The following is a 15,328-nucleotide window of genomic DNA, read 5'->3' as shown; positions in this document are numbered from 1 at the left end:
CGGTGCCGAAAGGGAGAAGCGACCAGCGAGGCACGAGCGCCGGAGCGCCGACCGTCGGCACCGGGTCCCAGCGCCCCGGAGGCGAGCGGGCGAGTCACCGTCACTCGGCGAAGTGGTCCCAGCCGCCGACCCGGTCCCAGGGCGCGCCGTCCACCGTCACCCGGCCGCTGCGCGAGCCCCGCGGACGACCGGTCACCTCGCCCACCACCCGCCAGCGGGCCGGGAGTTGGACCCCGCGCGGGAAAGTGGCCACGATCGCATGGTCCTCACCGCCGGACAGCACCCAGACCAGCGGGTCCACCCCGACCGCCTGGCCGATGTCGGCCATCTGCGCCGGGACGTCGAAGTCGGCGGCCTTGAGGTCGATGTCCACGTCGCTGGCCCGGGCCACGTGGCCGAGGTCGGCGACCAGTCCGTCGCTCACGTCGATCATCGAGGTGGCACCCAACTCGGCGGCGGCCGGGCCCGCGTGGTACGGCGGCTCGGGCCGGCGGTGCGCCTCGACGAAGGCGCGCGGGGAGCGGAAGCCGCGTTGCAGCACCGTCAGCCCGGCCGCCGACCAGCCGAGCCAGCCGGTCACCGCGACCACGTCGCCGACCTGGGCGCCGGAGCGCGTCACCGCCGCGCGCCCCTGGAGGTCACCGAGCGCCGTGATGGCCAGCGTGACCGTGTCACCGCGCACCACGTCGCCGCCGACCACCGCCGCCCCGGCCACCTGGCACTCGTCGCGCAGCCCGTCCATCAGCTCGGTGGCCCAGGTCGTCGGCAGGTCGGCGGGTGCGACCAGCCCGAGCAGTATCGCGGTCGGCACCGCACCCATCGCGGCCACGTCGGCGAGGTTCTGGGCGGCGGCCTTGCGGCCCACGTCGTAGGCGGTGGACCAGTCCCGGCGGAAGTGCCGGTTCTCGATCAGGACGTCCGTGGTGGCCACCACCCGGCCGTCCGGGGCCTTCACCACCGCGGCGTCGTCCCCGGGACCGAGGTCGACCGCGTCGGTGAGCGGTACCCGGGCCGTCAGCTCCTTGATGAGGCCGAACTCGCCCAGCTCGCCCACGGTCCCCTGCATCTGCCGTCCTCTCGCGTTTCCATCCGAATCCAGTCCCCGTCGCGCTCCCCCGCGCGCAGCGTACGCCCTTCGGGGGTGCAGAAGTCTCCCCTCCCCGGCCCACTGCGCGGTAGCGTGGTGATCAGTCTGCCGGTGAGCCCGCTCCCACCCCTGTGCCCGACCGGGCGAGCACGGCGGCGATCCCCGTTACCGACCGCCGGGAGGCCCACGTGGTACAGGCATACATCCTGATCCAGACCGAGGTCGGCAAGGCCAGCTCCGTGGCCGATACGATCGGCAAGATCCCCGGAGTGCTCACCGCCGAGGACGTGACCGGCCCGTACGACGTGATCGTCAAGGCCGAGGCCGAGACCGTGGACGATCTGGGCCGCATGGTGGTCGCCAACGTCCAGAAGGTCGAGGGCATCACCCGCACCCTGACCTGTCCGGTGGTCCACCTGTAAGCCCCGGCTACCATCGGCGGGTGGGCAGAGAACTCCGCATCCCCAAGGCGCTGACCGCGCTTCCGGCGCCGGTCCGCTGGCTCGCCGTGCCGGTCGCGCTGACCTGCACGGTCGTGGTGCTGATCGGCAGCTGGAGTTCGGCCGACCCGGACGTCGAGGTCCCACAGCCGAGCGGTAGGGCCGCGGAGTACTGCCGCGCGCTGGCCGACGCGCTGCCGCGCGAACTGCTCGGGCACGCCCGCAAGGACCCGTCGCCCGCGTCCCCGTACACGGCGGCCTGGGGCGGCTCGCCGCGGACGGTGCTGCGCTGTGGCATCGACCGGCCGGAGGAGTTGGACGGCGAGCACGCCAAGGACTGGTCCCCGACCGTGGACGACGTCACTTGGTGGTCGCAGCAGCTCGGCGACGGCGGCTACCGCTTCGTGACGACCATGCGCGCCGCCTACGTCGAGGTGACCGTCCCGGCGGGGGCCGCGCAGAACCCCTTCGACCCGGCGGCCGCCCTGAGCGACCTGGTGAAGGCCAAGATCCCGGGTTGAGCCGTCGGCGAGCGGGCTGAGCCCGACGGGACGTACCGAGCGGGACGACGTACCGAGCGGGACGCACCGAGGGCGGGCCGGGAGCTTCCCGGCCCGCCCTCTCACCGTCGGTACGACTACCGCAGCCCGGTCGAGCGGCGCAGCGCCGACTGCAGCAGCCGGTCGATCAGCTCCGCGTACGCGACCCCGCTGGCCTCCCACATCTTCGGGTAGGCGGAGATCGGGGTGAAGCCCGGCATGGTGTTGATCTCGTTGATCATCCAGCTGCCGTCCTCCAGGAGGAAGAAGTCCACCCGGGCCAGGCCCTCGCAGCCGAAGGCCTCGAACGCGGCCACCGCCTGGCGCTGGATCTCCGCGGTCTCCTCGGCGGTCAGCCGCGCCGGGATCTGCACCTCGGAGGAGTCGATGTACTTGGCCTCGAAGTCGTAGAAGTCGAAGCCCTCACCGACCAGCACCTCGGCCGGGACGCTGGCCCGCGGGCCGTCCTCGAACTCCAGCACGCCGCACTCGATCTCGCGGCCGGAGACCCCGGCCTCGATGATCAGCTTGGGGTCGTGCCGACGGGCCTCCTCGATCGCCGCGTCCAGGTCGGCCAGATCCTTGACCTTGGTGATGCCGATGCTGGAGCCGGCCCGGCAGGGCTTCACGAACAGCGGCAGGCCGAGCGCGGCGGCGCGCTCGCGCACGTCCGCGCGGCCCTGCTCGGTCTCCCAGTCGCGCGGCCGCACGATGGTGTAGTCGCCGACGCCCAGACCGTGCGAGGCCAGGATCCGCTTGGCGAACTCCTTGTCCATGCCGGCCGCGCTGGCCAGCACGCCGTTGCCGACGTACGGGACACCGGAGAGCTCCAGCAGGCCCTGCAGGGTGCCGTCCTCGCCCCACGGGCCGTGCAGCAGGGGGAACACCACGTCGACGTCGCCGAGGACCTTGGGGGCGCTTCCCGGCTCGCTGAAGACCACTTCCCGGTTGCCCGGGGAGGCGGGCAACGCGACCTGCCCGTCGACGGACTCGGCGATGTGCGCCACGTCCGGCAGCCTGCCGTCGGTGATGGCCATCCGGGCCGGCTCGTCACTGGTCAGCGCCCAGCGGCCCTCGTGCGTGATGCCGATCGGCAGCACGTCGTACTTGTCGCGGTCGATCGCCCTGAGCACACTGCCCGCGGTGGAGACCGAGATCGCGTGCTCGGAGCTGCGTCCGCCGAAGACCAGCGCGACGTGCGCCTTCCGGGCGGACGGGTTCGGGGAGGACTGTTCGATGCTCATATCAAGTTTGAGACTACCGTGCGACGCGTTTCCGGGAAGTCAACGCCCACCCGAGGCCCCGGAAGGCCAGCCCGGAGAGTCACCCGGCCCCGCCCCTCCCGGCCCCGTCGCACAGCCTCAGCGCCGTTCGGCCTTGGCCGAGCGCGACATCAGCGTCTGCAGCGCCTCCTGGGTCGGCCGCCCGTTGTGCACCACGTCCACCACGGCCTCGACGATCGGCATGTCGACCCCGCTGCGGCGGGCCAGGTCCAGCACCGACTCGCAGGACTTGACGCCCTCCGCGGTCTGCCGGGTGGCCGCGATGGTCTCGGCCAGCGACATGCCCCGGCCCAGGTTCATGCCGAAGGTGTTGTTGCGCGACAGCGGCGAGGAGCAGGTGGCGACCAGGTCCCCCATCCCGGCGAGCCCCGCGAAGGTGTGCGGGTCGGCTCCCAGCACCTCGCCGAGCCGGGTGGTCTCGGCCAGCCCGCGGGTGATCAGGGTCGCCTTGGTGTTGTCACCGAGCCCCATTCCCGCCGCCATGCCGACCGCCAGGCCGATCACGTTCTTGACCGCGCCGCCGAGTTCGCAGCCGACCACGTCGGTGTTGGTGTACGGCCGGAAGTACGGCGTGTGGCAGGCCGCCTGGAGCCGCTTGGCGACCGCCTCGTCGGTGCACGCGACCACACTCGCGGCGGGCTGCCGGTTGGCGATCTCCTTGGCCAGGTTGGGCCCGCTGACCACCGCGACGCGCTCCGGGCCGACCTTGGTGACCTCGTCGATCACCTCGCTCATCCGCTTGGCGGTGCCGAGTTCGATGCCCTTCATCAGGCTCACCAGCACGGTCTGCGGCTCGATCAGCGGCGCCCAGGCGGCCAGGTTGTCGCGCAGCGTCTGCGAGGGCACCACGAGCACCGCGAAGTCGGCGCCGGCCAACGCCTCGGCGGCGTCGGTGGTGGCCCGGACGGAGTCGGGCAGCCGGACGCCCGGCAGGTAATCCGGGTTCTCGTGGGTGCCGTTGACGGCGTCCACCAGCTCCTGGCGGCGGGCCCACAGCACCACCTCGCAGCCCGCGTCGGCCAGCACCATCGCGAAGGCGGTGCCCCAGGACCCCGTCCCCATCACTGCGCAGCGGGTCACCGGCCCGTCCCCTCACCGTCGTTGTCGTTCTCGGGGCCCTTGGCCCGGCGGCGCTCGGCCAGCGCGGCGGCGGCCCGCTCGCGGGCGGCCTTGCGCATGTCGTAGCGCTCGGCCGGCGGCTCCTCGCCGCGGATGTCGGCCAGCACGGCGGTGATCGCCGTCATGATGTCCTCGGTCGCGTCGGCGAGCACCTGGCCGGTGAGCTCCTGGCCCTGGTACTTGCTGAGGTCCACCGCGGGCCCGGCCGCGACGGTGACCCTGTGGCGCGGGAAGAGGTTGAACTTGCCCTTGCCGTAACCGGGCCGGCCGTACGGCGGGATGATCTCGTGGGCGCCCCAGTGCGCGACCGGGATGACCGGCGCACCGGTCATCAGCGCGACCCGGGCGACGCCGTTCTTGCCGGTCATCGGCCACAGGTCCGGGTCCCGGGTGAGCGTTCCCTCCGGGTAGAACTGCACGCACTGGCCGCTGTTGACGGCGTCGATCGCGGCCCGAAAGGCCTGCGCGGCGTCGGTGGACTCACGGAACACCGGAATCTGACCGGTCTTGCGGAGCATGAATCCGATGAAGGGAATCGAGAACAGCGAGGACTTACCGAGAATCCGCGGCGGCCGGCCGCTGTTGTACTGCCAGTGCGCGTAGACGACCGGGTCGATGATCGAATTGTGGTTCACCGCGGCGATGAAGCCGCCTTCCTTCGGAATGTGCTCCCAGCCCCGCCAGTCGGGCTTCACCAGGGCGGTCGTCACCGGCTTCACCAGCACGGCCGCGAAGCGGTACCAGATGCCGTAGTCGGCGTTGCCGAACTTGGCGTACGAGCGGCGGGCCACCCCAGCTCCTTCTCATCACGTGCGGCACCAGGGGTGCCGCGGTCGGTGCGTCCCGGTGGCGCGCACCGGCCTGCCCGGTGCCCGGTTCGCGGGCGCGGGCGCGGAACAGTGTCGCCCGGCCGCTCATCGGCTGTCGAGCGACCGCGCCAACCCGCCCTGCGGTCGTGATCAAACGCACGTCCGCACAGCTCGGACGGCCTGGCGGGGGCTCCGGCACCGGCGTCACAATGACGCCGATGACCCAGGACACCGTACGCCCCGGCAAGCCTGCCGCGCCCGCCGCACCCACCACCGACTGGTCGCTGGTGCTGCCGCTCAAGCCGCTCGCCCTGGCGAAGAGCAGACTGGCCCCGTACGCCGGGCCGCACCGGGCGGACCTGGCCCTCTCCTTCGCGCTCGACACCGTCACCGCCGCGCTGGCCACCCCCGGTGTGGCCCGGGTCCTGGTGGTCACCCGGGACATCGCCGCCGGCGCCCGGTTGGCGGCGCTGGGTGCCCTGGTCGTCGCCGACGAGCCTGGTGGCGGCCTCAACCGGGCGCTGGCGCACGGCGCCTCGGCCGCCCTGACGCTCGCCCCGCGGGCCCCGCTGGCCGCCCTCTCGGCGGACCTGCCGGCCCTGCGCCCGGCCGAACTCGCCCGGGTGCTGGGCGCGGTGCCGTCGGACGGCCGGGCCTTCCTGCCCGACTCCCCCGGCCTCGGCACCACCCTGCTCGCCAGCGCCCCCGGCCGCCCGCTCTCGCCCGCTTTCGGGGACGGCTCACGGGCCCGGCACGCGGCCGGCGGGGCACTCGAACTGCGTCTGGCGGACGTGGAGTCGGTGCGCCGGGACGTCGACACCGGCACCGACCTCGGCGAGGCGGCGACGCTCGGCCTCGGCCCGTACACCAGCGCCCTGTTCGCCCGCCTGAGCGGCTCCTGACCGGAGGCCTGACCGAGGGTCCTGGCCCGGAGGCCTGTCCGACCCGCTCGCTATGCTGCTGACATGCAGGCCACCGCGTTCACCTTCGACCCCGACACCAGAGCCGGCTCCGTGCTGCTCGACGACGGGACCCCGGTGCCGTTCGACGCGGCCGCCTTCGACGCCGGCGGCCTGCGGCTGCTGCGGCCCGGCCAGCGGGTGCGGATCCGCACCGAGGGCACCGGTGAGGCCCGTCGGGTGGTCTTCGTGACCCTGCAGACCTTCCCCGACCCCGCCGATCAGGGCTGACCGACCGGGGCTTTCCGCCACTGCGCCCGCGCTGTTCCTACGGTTTTCCCCGCCTTGGGCGCCGGTCGCCGTCGAATCCTGACTAAGCGCCCGGAAAACGAAGGAGCCGCGGCCACCCGGTCTCCGCGATCGGCGGAAGGGGTGCCGCGGCTCTGAGCCGGAGGCCGTCCGAGGACAGTCGCGCGGACTTACTTGGCAGTGGTCTTGCGCGCGGTGGTCTTGCGGGTGGCGGTCTTCTTCGCCGGAGCCGTCTTCTTGGCCGTGGCGGTCGCCTTCTTCGCGGCGGTGGCCGTGGTCTTCTTGGCGGCAGCCGTGGTGGTCGCCTTCTTGGCGGCGGCCGTCTTCTTGGTCGCGGCCGCCGTGGTCTTCTTGGCGGCGGCGGCGGTGGTGGTCTTCTTGGCGGCGGGCGCCTTCTTCGCGGCGGTGGCCGTGGTCTTCTTGGCGGCAGCCGTGGTGACCGTCTTCTTGGCGGCGGCCTTCTTGGCCGCGGCCGGAGCGGCGGCAGCGGCGGCGGTGGCGCGCTTGGTGGCGGCACGCTTGGCGGCCGGGGTGGCGGCGACGCCGGCCTTGCCCGGGGTGAGGGAGCCCTTGGGGGCCTTCTTCACCGAGGGGCCTTCCTTCGGCAGCTTCTTGCTGCCGCTGACCAGGTCCTTGAAGCCCTGGCCGGGACGGAAGCGGGGGACCGAGGTCTTCTTGACCTTGACCCGCTCGCCGGTCTGCGGGTTGCGGGCGAAGCGCGCGGAGCGCTCCACCTTCTCGAAGGTGCCGAAACCGGTGACCGAAACCCGGTCACCGGCCACAACGGCACGGACCATGGTGTCGAGCACTGCGTCGACGGCCTCTGCGGCAGCCTTGCGACCGCCCAGCTGCTCGGCCACCGCTTCGACAAGCTGAGCCTTGTTCACGTCTTCCCCTTCGGAAACGGGCGCCGGATGATTCCATCCGTTCTTTTCGCACGTTAGGTATGTATCTGCGGACTTTCAATTACCAAACGCGCGAATCACCCTAGTGTCGCAATGGATTTGCGCGTCCGCGACCTCAGCCGAGGGGCGGGCGCCCCTCGTCGAGGTCATGTACAAAGCGACTCAACCGCCTTGCCGCCTCCGGAAGATCGCGCTTGGCGGTCTCCGTGACGATGAGCAGTTGACGGGTGAGAGCGGTCTTTGCATCGGCAGACACGTTCAGCGCATGCACGCGGGCGTGAGCTTGCTTCAACCGCTCGGCCACAAGCGCGTAGAGCGCTGCGACTTCCTGGTCGTCCGGCGCCTCAGCTGGTGCGGAGGTGACGTCCGGCCGATCGTCAATTCGGCGTTCGGATCCCCGGCCCATGGACTCCTCGGACGCGGGTTCGCCGCCCGCGTACGGAGGTTCATGGTGCCGGTGCATGTACTGATTGTGCCATCTACCCGCAGTTGTACTTGCGCGGGGCCCTCTTCCGCAAAGCCAAATGGGCAATCCGGGGCGGGCCTCGGCGCTAACTCGCGCTCCGGAACGACGGATGGCCCGGCCCCCCCGAGGGGAGCGCGGGCCATCCGGTCGATCGCCAGAATGCTTGTTCTGAGGGGAACTCAGGAGACCGGCAGCGTACGGGGCTTGAACGCCGGGCGGGTCGCCTCGTAGGTCGCGATGTCGGCCTCGTTCTGCAGCGTGATGCTGATGTCGTCCAGCCCGTTGAGCAGCCTCCACCGCACGTTGTCGTCCAGTTCGAAGCCCGCGGTGACGCCTTCGGCGCGCACTTCGCGCTTCTCCAGGTCAACGGTGATCTCGGCCGAAGGGTCACTCTCGGTGAGCATCCAGAGGCGCTCCACGGTCTCCTGCGGCAGCACGACGGTCAGCAGGCCGTTCTTCAGCGAGTTGCCACGGAAGATGTCGGCGAAGCGCGAGGAGATGACCGCGTGGAAGCCGTAGTTCTGCAGTGCCCAGACCGCGTGCTCACGGGAGGAGCCGGTACCGAACTCGGGGCCGGCCACCAGGACCGTGGCGCCCCGGCGCTCGGGCCGGTTGAGGATGAACGACTCGTCCTTGCGCCAGGCCTCGAACAGTCCGTCCTCGAAACCGGATCGGGTGACCTTCTTGAGCCAATGGGCCGGGATGATCTGGTCGGTGTCCACGTTGCTGCGGCGCAGCGGGACGGCCCGGCCGGTGTGGGTGGTGAACTTCTCCATGGCTCAGGCCTCCACGGCGACGTTGGTGTCCGCCAGGTCGGCGGGGTTCAGATCGGAAGGAGACGCCAGGCGGCCCAGGACGGCGGTCGCGGCGGCGACCTGCGGGGAGACCAGGTGGGTGCGGCCGCCCTTGCCCTGCCGGCCCTCGAAGTTGCGGTTCGAGGTGGAGGCGCAGCGCTCCCCGGGGGCGAGCTGGTCGGGGTTCATGCCCAGGCACATCGAGCAGCCGGCGTGCCGCCATTCGGCCCCGGCGGCGGTGAACACCTTGTCCAGGCCCTCCTCGACGGCCTGCAGGGCGACCCGGACCGAGCCCGGGACGACCAGCATCCGTACGCCGTCGGCGACCTTGCGGCCCTCCAGCACCGCGGCGGCGGCGCGCAGGTCCTCGATCCGGCCGTTGGTGCAGGAGCCGACGAAGACGGCGTCCACGGCGACCTCGCGCAGCGGGGTACCGGCCTCAAGGCCCATGTACGCCAGGGCGTTCTCGGCCGCCATGCGCTCCTGCGGGTCGGCGAAGTCCTCGGGGTGCGGGACGTCGGAGCCCAGCGGGGCGCCCTGGCCGGGATTGGTGCCCCAGGTGACGAACGGGGTCAGCTCGCTCGCGTCGATGAGGATCTCGTGGTCGAAGACCGCGTCCTCGTCGGTGACCAGGGTCCTCCAGTACGCGACGGCGGCGTCCCAGTCCTCGCCCTGCGGGGCGTGCGGGCGGCCTTCGAGGTAGGCGAAGGTGGTCTCGTCCGGGGCGATCATGCCGGCCCGGGCACCGGCCTCGATCGACATGTTGCAGACGGTCATCCGGGCCTCCATGGACAGGCTCCGGATCGCCGGACCGCGGTACTCCAGGACGTAGCCCTGGCCACCGCCGGTGCCGATCTTCGCGATGACGGCCAGGATCAGGTCCTTGGCCGTGACGCCCTCGGGCAGTTCGCCCTCGACGGTGATCGCCATGGTCTTGAACGGCGCCAGCGGCAGGGTCTGGGTGGCCAGCACGTGCTCGACCTGGCTGGTGCCGATGCCGAACGCCAGCGCGCCGAAGGCGCCGTGGGTGGAGGTGTGGGAGTCCCCGCAGACCACGGTGGTGCCGGGCTGGGTCAGGCCGAGCTGCGGGCCGACCACGTGCACCACGCCCTGCTCGACGTCGCCGAGCGAGTGGATCCGGACGCCGAACTCGGCCGCGTTCCGGCGCAGGGTCTCCAGCTGGACCCGGGAGACCGGGTCGGCGATCGGCTTGTCGATGTCCAGGGTCGGGGTGTTGTGGTCCTCGGTGGCGATCGTCAGATCGGTGCGGCGGACCTTGCGGCCGGCCAGGCGCAGCCCGTCGAAGGCCTGCGGGCTGGTCACCTCGTGGAGCAGGTGCAGGTCGATGAACAGGAGGTCGGGCTCGCCCTCCGCGCGCCGCACGACGTGGTCGTCCCAGACCTTCTCTGCGAGTGTCCGTCCCATCGGATTCCCTCCAGCCGGCCGCGTTGCCGGCCTTCTCGTGTCGTCGGGTAAACGCTTGCGCGGCCCCGTGCGGGGCGCGTTCCCGCGACCCGCACGCCGGAGCGCTGTCCACGATGCGGACACTCTGGCGAGGTCCCATCCTGGATGTCTCCCGGGCTGCTGCATCCAGAGTGGCGCTTTTCCCGGAAGATTGAACTTGCGTCTCGCGGAATGAGACTGCAGTCTTAGGGCATGGACAACACTAGCGGCGTCGGCGTTCTCGACAAGGCCGCTCTGGTGCTGAGCGCACTGGAGTCGGGCCCCGCCACGTTGGCGGGGCTGGTCGCCGCCACCGGTCTGGCGCGCCCCACGGCCCACAGACTCGCCGTCGCACTCGAACACCACCGTCTGGTCACCAGAGACATGCAGGGGCGCTTCATCCTCGGCCCCCGACTGTCCGAACTCTCCGCCGCGGCGGGCGAGGACCGGCTGCTCGCCACCGCGGGCCCGGTCCTCACCCACCTGCGCGACGTCACCGGCGAGAGCGCACAGCTCTACCGCCGCCAGGGCGAGATGCGGATCTGCGTAGCCGCCGCCGAGCGGCTCTCCGGCCTGCGGGACACCGTCCCGGTCGGCAGCACCCTGCCGATGAAGGCCGGCTCGGCCGCCCAGGTCCTGCTGGCCTGGGAGGAGCCCGAGCGGCTCCACCGCGGCCTCCAGGGCGCGCGCTTCACCGCCACCGCGCTGAGCGGCGTCCGGCGGCGCGGCTGGGCCCAGTCGATCGGCGAGCGGGAGCCGGGCGTCGCGTCCGTCTCCGCTCCCGTCCGCGGCCCCTCCAACCGCGTGGTGGCCGCCGTCTCCGTCTCCGGCCCGATCGAGCGGCTGACCCGCCACCCGGGCCGCCTGCACGCCCAGGCCATCATCGAGGCCGCGAACCGGCTCACCGAGGCGCTGCGCCGCAGCTGACCCGGCCGACTCCCCCACCCACCCCTTTCCCCATCCCCCACCCCTCCCCCACGAAAGACGAAAAGGCCCCGCTCGGAGTCGAGCGGGGCCCTTCACATCATTTCCCGGCGCAAAGCAAAAAGACCCCGACAACCGGGGTCTTCCAATTTCTGGCTGGGGTACCAGGACTCGAACCTAGACTAAATGAACCAGAATCACTCGTGCTGCCAATTACACCATACCCCAACACAAAGCAAGGGCCGATGGGCGAGCCCATCGGCTTCCTGCTTTGAAGTACCCCCGACCGGATTCGAACCGGCGCTACTGCCGTGAGAGGGCAGCGTGCTAGGCCGCTACACAACGGGGGCTCCTGGCGATCCCTTGCGGGATCAGTACCCCCGACCGGATTCGAACCGGCGCTACTGCCGTGAGAGGGCAGCGTGCTAGGCCGCTACACAACGGGGGCTTTCCAGGTGATCCCTTGCGGGATCAGTACCCCCGACCGGATTCGAACCGGCGCTACTGCCGTGAGAGGGCAGCGTGCTAGGCCGCTACACAACGGGGGCTTGATCTTCATTTGTACTGCGGTGCCGACCACGTGGATCGTACTGCGCTGGGGTACCAGGACTCGAACCTAGACTAACTGAACCAGAATCAGTCGTGCTGCCAATTACACCATACCCCACCAGAGTTGAACCCCTGCGGGCCCTTCTCAGGCGTTGCGCCTCTCAGTCGGTCCCTTCCGAGGGGCTTTCGCTCCCTCGTCCGTTCCCTCCCGGGCGGCGCAGAAAGAACATTACCCGACGTCTGCCCTGGCTCCAAAATCGATAACCGCAGGCAGCGGCGGGGAGGCCGTCCGGTGACCTCCGGATGCGCCGCGGGCCCGGCGTGAAGCCGGGCCCGCAGCCTGCTCAGCGGCCCGTTCAGGCGGCGGGCAGGGCGTCCAGGGCGGAGCGCAGCCGGCGCAGCGTCTCGGGGCGGCCGAGCAGCTCCATGGACTCGAACAGCGGCGGGGAGACCCGGCGGCCGGTGACGGCCACCCGCAGCGGCGTGAAGGCGAACTTGGGCTTGATGCCCAGGCCGTCCACCAACGCCTCGCGCAGCGCGGCCTGGATCGGCTCCGGGGTGAAGTCCGCGAGCTCCTCCAGCGCCTTGATGCTGGCCTCCAGCACCGGGCGGGCGTCGGCGGTCAGCGCCTTGGCGGCGTCGTCCGGGTCGACCGCGAAGTCGGCCGGGTCGACGAACAGGAAGCCGGCCATGTTGACGATCTCGCTCAGCACGACCATCCGCTCCTGGGTGAGCGGCGCGACCTTGGCGAGCAGGTCCAGCTGCTCGGCGGTCGGCTCGGCCGGCAGCAGGCCGGGGGCCTGCAGGTACGGCACCAGGCGCTGGACGAAGTCCTCCGGGGCCAGCTTGCGGACGTGCTCGGCGTTGATCGCCTCGCACTTCTTCAGGTCGAAGCGGGCCGGGTTGGAGTTCACCTTGGCGATGTCGAAGGCCGCGACCAACTCGTCCGTGCTGAAGATGTCGCGGTCCTCGGCCAACGACCAGCCCAGCAGGGACAGGTAGTTGAGCAGGCCCTCGCGGATGAAGCCGCGCTCGCGGTACAGGTTGAGCGAGGCCTGGGGGTCGCGCTTGGAGAGCTTCTTGTTGCCCTCGCCCATCACGTACGGCAGGTGGCCGAAGCGCGGGGTGGTGCCGTTGCCGACGCCGATCTCGGCGAGCGCGGCGTACAGCGCGATCTGCCGCGGGGTGGAGGAGAGCAGGTCCTCGCCGCGCAGCACGTGGGTGATGCCCATCAGGGCGTCGTCCACCGGGTTGACCAGGGTGTACAGCGGGGCGCCGTTGGCCCGGACGATGCCGTAGTCCGGCACGTTCTCCGGCTCGAAGGTGAGCGTGCCGCGGACCAGGTCGTCGAAGGAGAGGGTCTTGTCGGGCATCCGGAAGCGCAGGATCGGCTCGCGCTTCTCCAGCTTGTAGACGGCGACCTGCTCGTCCGTCAGGTCGCGGCAGTGGCCGTCGTAGCCTGAGGGCTTGCCGGCCGCGCGGGCGGCCTCGCGGCGGGCGTCCAGCTCCTCGGTGCTGCAGTAGCAGGAGTAGGCGTGGCCGGCCTCGTGCAGGCGACGGGCGACGTCGGCGTAGATGTCCATCCGCTGCGACTGGCGGTACGGCTCGTGCGGACCGCCGACCTCCGGGCCCTCGTCCCAGTCGAAGCCGAGCCAGCGCATGGCGTCGAGCAGCTGGTTGTACGACTCCTCGGAGTCGCGGGCGGAGTCGGTGTCCTCGATCCGGAAGACCAGCGTGCCGCCGTTGTGGCGGGCGAAGGCCCAGTTGAAGAGGGCGGTGCGGACCAGGCCCACGTGGGGGTTGCCGGTCGGGGACGGACAGAAGCGAACCCGGACGGCCGGGTCAGTGTTAGCCACGCTTGATCACCTTGTTGGCGAGAGTGCCGATGCCTTCGATGGAGACGGCGACCTCGTCGCCGACGCTGAGGGGGCCCACCCCTGCGGGTGTGCCGGTGAGGATGACGTCGCCGGGCAGCAGCGTCATGGCCTCGGAGATGTGGACGATCAGCTCGGCGACCGAGCGGATCATCAGGGAGGTGCGGCCGGTCTGGCGGAGCTCGCCGTTGACCGTGCAGGTGATGGCGAGGTCGCCCGGGTCCAGGTCGGTCTCGATCCACGGGCCCAGCGGGCAGGCGGTGTCGAAGCCCTTGGCCCGGGCCCACTGGCCCTCGCGCTGCTGGACGTCCCGGGCGGTGACGTCGTTGGCGCAGGTGTAACCGAGGATCACCTCGGGCACCCGGTCCAGCGGCACCTCGCGGCACATCCGGCCGATCACCACGGCGAGTTCGGCCTCGTGGTGGACGTCCGAGGAGAACGGCGGGTACGCGATGCTCTCGGTCGGGCCGATCACCGAGGTGGAGGGCTTGAAGAAGGTGAGCGGGGTCTCCGGGACCTCGTTGCCGAGCTCGGCCGCGTGCGCCGCGTAGTTGCGGCCGACCGCCACGATCTTGTTGGGGAGCATCGGGCTGAGCAGCCGGACGTCCTGGAAGCGGTAGCTCTCGCCGGTGGGCTGGGGCTGGCCGAAAGGGTGGCCGGCCAGGGCGTGGACGACCAGCGAGTCGGGCTGGGAGGGGTCCCCCTCCACCACGCCGAAGGAGACGCTGCCGGCGGCAGGGCTCCCTTCCCGGACGGAAAACCTGGCAATGCGCACGGCTGGGCTACCCCTCGCTTCGTCGGCCGCCCGGGGCGCCCCCGGGCGCTGCTGGGCGCCTCGCCCTCCGTGGGCGCGGCCCCGTCAATCGTCGTCCAGGCTATCGCGTGGGGCCTCGCGTGACCGCTTTGTCCCTGTTCAGCGTTGTTGGGGCGGAAACGCCCCGAGCCGAAGGGCGCGCCGACCGTCGGCGTCGGGCCAGGAGCGCCCGGAGCCGAGCGGGCGGGCAAAGCGCGAGGGCGCCGGTGCCGCGGCCGCGGCGCCGGCGCCCTCGGTGGAGCGCTGGTCGAGTCAGTCCCGGAGGGCGACGACCGGGGCGACCATCAGCTGGACGCGGCGCGGGTTGGCCGTGCTGGCCGGCAGCTCGGTGCCGTACGTGACGACGTCCTCGGGCTGGCGGGCGCCCGGGATCTTGCTGAAGTCCTCGACCGAGGCCAGCGTGGTCCGGCGCGGGTTCGCCGTGGAGCGGCAGGACAGCGTGGACTTGGTGGCCTTCTTCGCCAGGGACATCGAGAGCACCTCGTGGTCGTGGCCGGGCGGATCCGCGCGGGATCGGCACCGGCCTGAGTGATTCCGATTGATTCGGAGGGGTTCTGGGCAGGCTGATCGGGGCCGCGCCCAGGAGACAGCCAGGTTACGAGATCTCATTCCACAGAGACCGTGACCAAAGCTACACATTGGCCTGTGATTTTGCTCACAAATTAATGAGCAAATCGCAGATATCCGACATATCGCCGCATCGGAATTACCCGACATTCCACCCGTAACGGGCATTCCAGCAGGTCTGCGACTCTTTTCGATCTAGGGCCTGGTTGGCATGTATCCGGCGAGTGTCCGAAAAAGGCGGTATTCCGGTCCAGTTACCGCACAGTCAGTGAAACGGCGCATGCGGTCGGTAGTACCGGGCGGCTGGTTCCAGCGGCCCTTGTTGGGATTCCCCGGCTGTGCTGGAATGCCACGGACCGTGGGTAGGGAGCAGTCCACCCCGGTGACCCGCTCTCCCGGACCGGCCGGGGTGCGGATGGAAACTCGACACCGTCCAGGCCGTGGCGACGCGGCGGGACGCCCGGTCCAGAGGTTGCGACGCCAGTGCAGGGACGTTTCAAAAGGGGT

The 15,328-nt window shown here is 71.1% G+C and carries 16 protein-coding genes and 5 tRNA genes; 5 read left to right on the top strand and 16 right to left on the bottom strand.

Features of this window, described 5'->3' with window-relative positions; genetic code table 11:
• Positions 1-100: 100 nt before the first annotated feature.
• Complete coding sequence (locus ABZW30_RS27740; RefSeq protein ID WP_355673918.1) at positions 101-1,066, bottom strand: thiamine-phosphate kinase; 966 nt, start codon at positions 1,064-1,066, stop codon at positions 101-103.
• 209 nt (positions 1,067-1,275) lie between these two features.
• Between ABZW30_RS27740 and ABZW30_RS27735 the strand changes: the two genes are divergently transcribed.
• Positions 1,276-1,509 carry an Lrp/AsnC ligand binding domain-containing protein gene (locus ABZW30_RS27735; protein ID WP_355673917.1) on the top strand — a complete coding sequence of 78 codons (234 nt, stop codon included), beginning with the start codon at positions 1,276-1,278 and terminating at the stop codon, positions 1,507-1,509.
• A gap of 20 nt (positions 1,510-1,529) precedes the next feature.
• On the top strand, positions 1,530-2,048 hold the full coding sequence (locus ABZW30_RS27730; protein ID WP_355673916.1) for a DUF3515 domain-containing protein: 519 nt from the start codon (positions 1,530-1,532) through the stop codon (positions 2,046-2,048).
• A gap of 116 nt (positions 2,049-2,164) precedes the next feature.
• Here the strand turns inward: ABZW30_RS27730 and ABZW30_RS27725 are convergent, their stop codons facing one another.
• From ABZW30_RS27725 to ABZW30_RS27715, 3 genes are all read right to left on the bottom strand, one after another.
• On the bottom strand, positions 2,165-3,310 hold the full coding sequence (locus tag ABZW30_RS27725; protein WP_355673915.1) for a D-alanine--D-alanine ligase family protein: 1,146 nt from the start codon (positions 3,308-3,310) through the stop codon (positions 2,165-2,167).
• 117 nt (positions 3,311-3,427) lie between these two features.
• Positions 3,428-4,411, bottom strand: a complete 984-nt coding sequence (locus tag ABZW30_RS27720; RefSeq protein WP_355673922.1) for an NAD(P)H-dependent glycerol-3-phosphate dehydrogenase — start codon at positions 4,409-4,411, stop codon at positions 3,428-3,430.
• A gap of 14 nt (positions 4,412-4,425) precedes the next feature.
• A complete protein-coding gene (locus ABZW30_RS27715) occupies positions 4,426-5,259 on the bottom strand; it encodes a lysophospholipid acyltransferase family protein (RefSeq protein ID WP_355673914.1) in 834 nt (277 codons plus the stop codon).
• A gap of 236 nt (positions 5,260-5,495) precedes the next feature.
• On the opposite strand from ABZW30_RS27715, the gene cofC reads away from it, so the two are divergent.
• Both cofC and ABZW30_RS27705 read left to right on the top strand, forming a co-directional pair.
• Entirely contained in the window at positions 5,496-6,179 is a 684-nt protein-coding gene (gene cofC, locus ABZW30_RS27710) for a 2-phospho-L-lactate guanylyltransferase (protein WP_355673913.1), read from the top strand.
• A 63-nt stretch (positions 6,180-6,242) separates the two neighbouring features.
• Complete coding sequence (locus tag ABZW30_RS27705; RefSeq protein ID WP_355673912.1) at positions 6,243-6,467, top strand: hypothetical protein; 225 nt, start codon at positions 6,243-6,245, stop codon at positions 6,465-6,467.
• A 188-nt stretch (positions 6,468-6,655) separates the two neighbouring features.
• Here ABZW30_RS27705 and ABZW30_RS27700 read toward each other — a convergent pair whose 3' ends face one another.
• From ABZW30_RS27700 to leuC, 4 genes are all read right to left on the bottom strand, one after another.
• Positions 6,656-7,372, bottom strand: a complete 717-nt coding sequence (locus tag ABZW30_RS27700; protein WP_355673911.1) for an HU family DNA-binding protein — start codon at positions 7,370-7,372, stop codon at positions 6,656-6,658.
• Positions 7,373-7,505: 133 nt separating this feature from the next.
• Positions 7,506-7,694 (bottom strand): hypothetical protein, encoded by a 189-nt coding sequence (locus tag ABZW30_RS27695; protein WP_051830052.1) that lies wholly within the window; start codon positions 7,692-7,694, stop codon positions 7,506-7,508.
• Positions 7,695-8,035: 341 nt separating this feature from the next.
• The gene (gene leuD, locus ABZW30_RS27690) at positions 8,036-8,632 is read right to left on the bottom strand and encodes a 3-isopropylmalate dehydratase small subunit (protein ID WP_355673910.1); all 597 of its coding nucleotides are present in this window, start codon (positions 8,630-8,632) and stop codon (positions 8,036-8,038) included.
• 3 nt (positions 8,633-8,635) lie between these two features.
• Complete coding sequence (leuC, locus tag ABZW30_RS27685; RefSeq protein ID WP_355673909.1) at positions 8,636-10,075, bottom strand: 3-isopropylmalate dehydratase large subunit; 1,440 nt, start codon at positions 10,073-10,075, stop codon at positions 8,636-8,638.
• A gap of 231 nt (positions 10,076-10,306) precedes the next feature.
• Between leuC and ABZW30_RS27680 the strand changes: the two genes are divergently transcribed.
• Positions 10,307-11,020 carry an IclR family transcriptional regulator gene (locus tag ABZW30_RS27680; protein ID WP_030246527.1) on the top strand — a complete coding sequence of 238 codons (714 nt, stop codon included), beginning with the start codon at positions 10,307-10,309 and terminating at the stop codon, positions 11,018-11,020.
• A gap of 150 nt (positions 11,021-11,170) precedes the next feature.
• Here the strand turns inward: ABZW30_RS27680 and ABZW30_RS27675 are convergent.
• The 8 genes from ABZW30_RS27675 to ABZW30_RS27640 form a co-directional block, all read right to left on the bottom strand.
• Positions 11,171-11,245: transfer RNA gene (locus ABZW30_RS27675), tRNA-Gln, on the bottom strand.
• A 49-nt stretch (positions 11,246-11,294) separates the two neighbouring features.
• A tRNA-Glu gene (locus ABZW30_RS27670) sits at positions 11,295-11,367 on the bottom strand.
• 25 nt (positions 11,368-11,392) lie between these two features.
• Positions 11,393-11,465, bottom strand: a tRNA-Glu gene (locus ABZW30_RS27665).
• 27 nt (positions 11,466-11,492) lie between these two features.
• Positions 11,493-11,565 (bottom strand) — tRNA-Glu (locus tag ABZW30_RS27660).
• 47 nt (positions 11,566-11,612) lie between these two features.
• Positions 11,613-11,684: transfer RNA gene (locus ABZW30_RS27655), tRNA-Gln, on the bottom strand.
• A gap of 238 nt (positions 11,685-11,922) precedes the next feature.
• Complete coding sequence (gene gltX, locus ABZW30_RS27650) at positions 11,923-13,422, bottom strand: glutamate--tRNA ligase (protein WP_355673908.1); 1,500 nt, start codon at positions 13,420-13,422, stop codon at positions 11,923-11,925.
• The gene (locus ABZW30_RS27645; protein WP_355673907.1) at positions 13,415-14,215 is read right to left on the bottom strand and encodes a fumarylacetoacetate hydrolase family protein; all 801 of its coding nucleotides are present in this window, start codon (positions 14,213-14,215) and stop codon (positions 13,415-13,417) included. The genes gltX and ABZW30_RS27645 overlap by 8 nt, the downstream gene beginning before the upstream one ends.
• Before the next feature lie 291 nt (positions 14,216-14,506).
• A complete protein-coding gene (locus ABZW30_RS27640) occupies positions 14,507-14,725 on the bottom strand; it encodes a hypothetical protein (protein WP_355673906.1) in 219 nt (72 codons plus the stop codon).
• Positions 14,726-15,328: the final 603 nt, after the last annotated feature.

It is taken from the genome of Kitasatospora sp. NPDC004669 (genome assembly GCF_040609455.1).
Classification (GTDB): Bacteria; Actinomycetota; Actinomycetes; order Streptomycetales; family Streptomycetaceae; genus Kitasatospora.
Note: the sequence above shows the minus strand (reverse complement) of the source record. Positions and strands in the feature narration are given on the sequence as shown.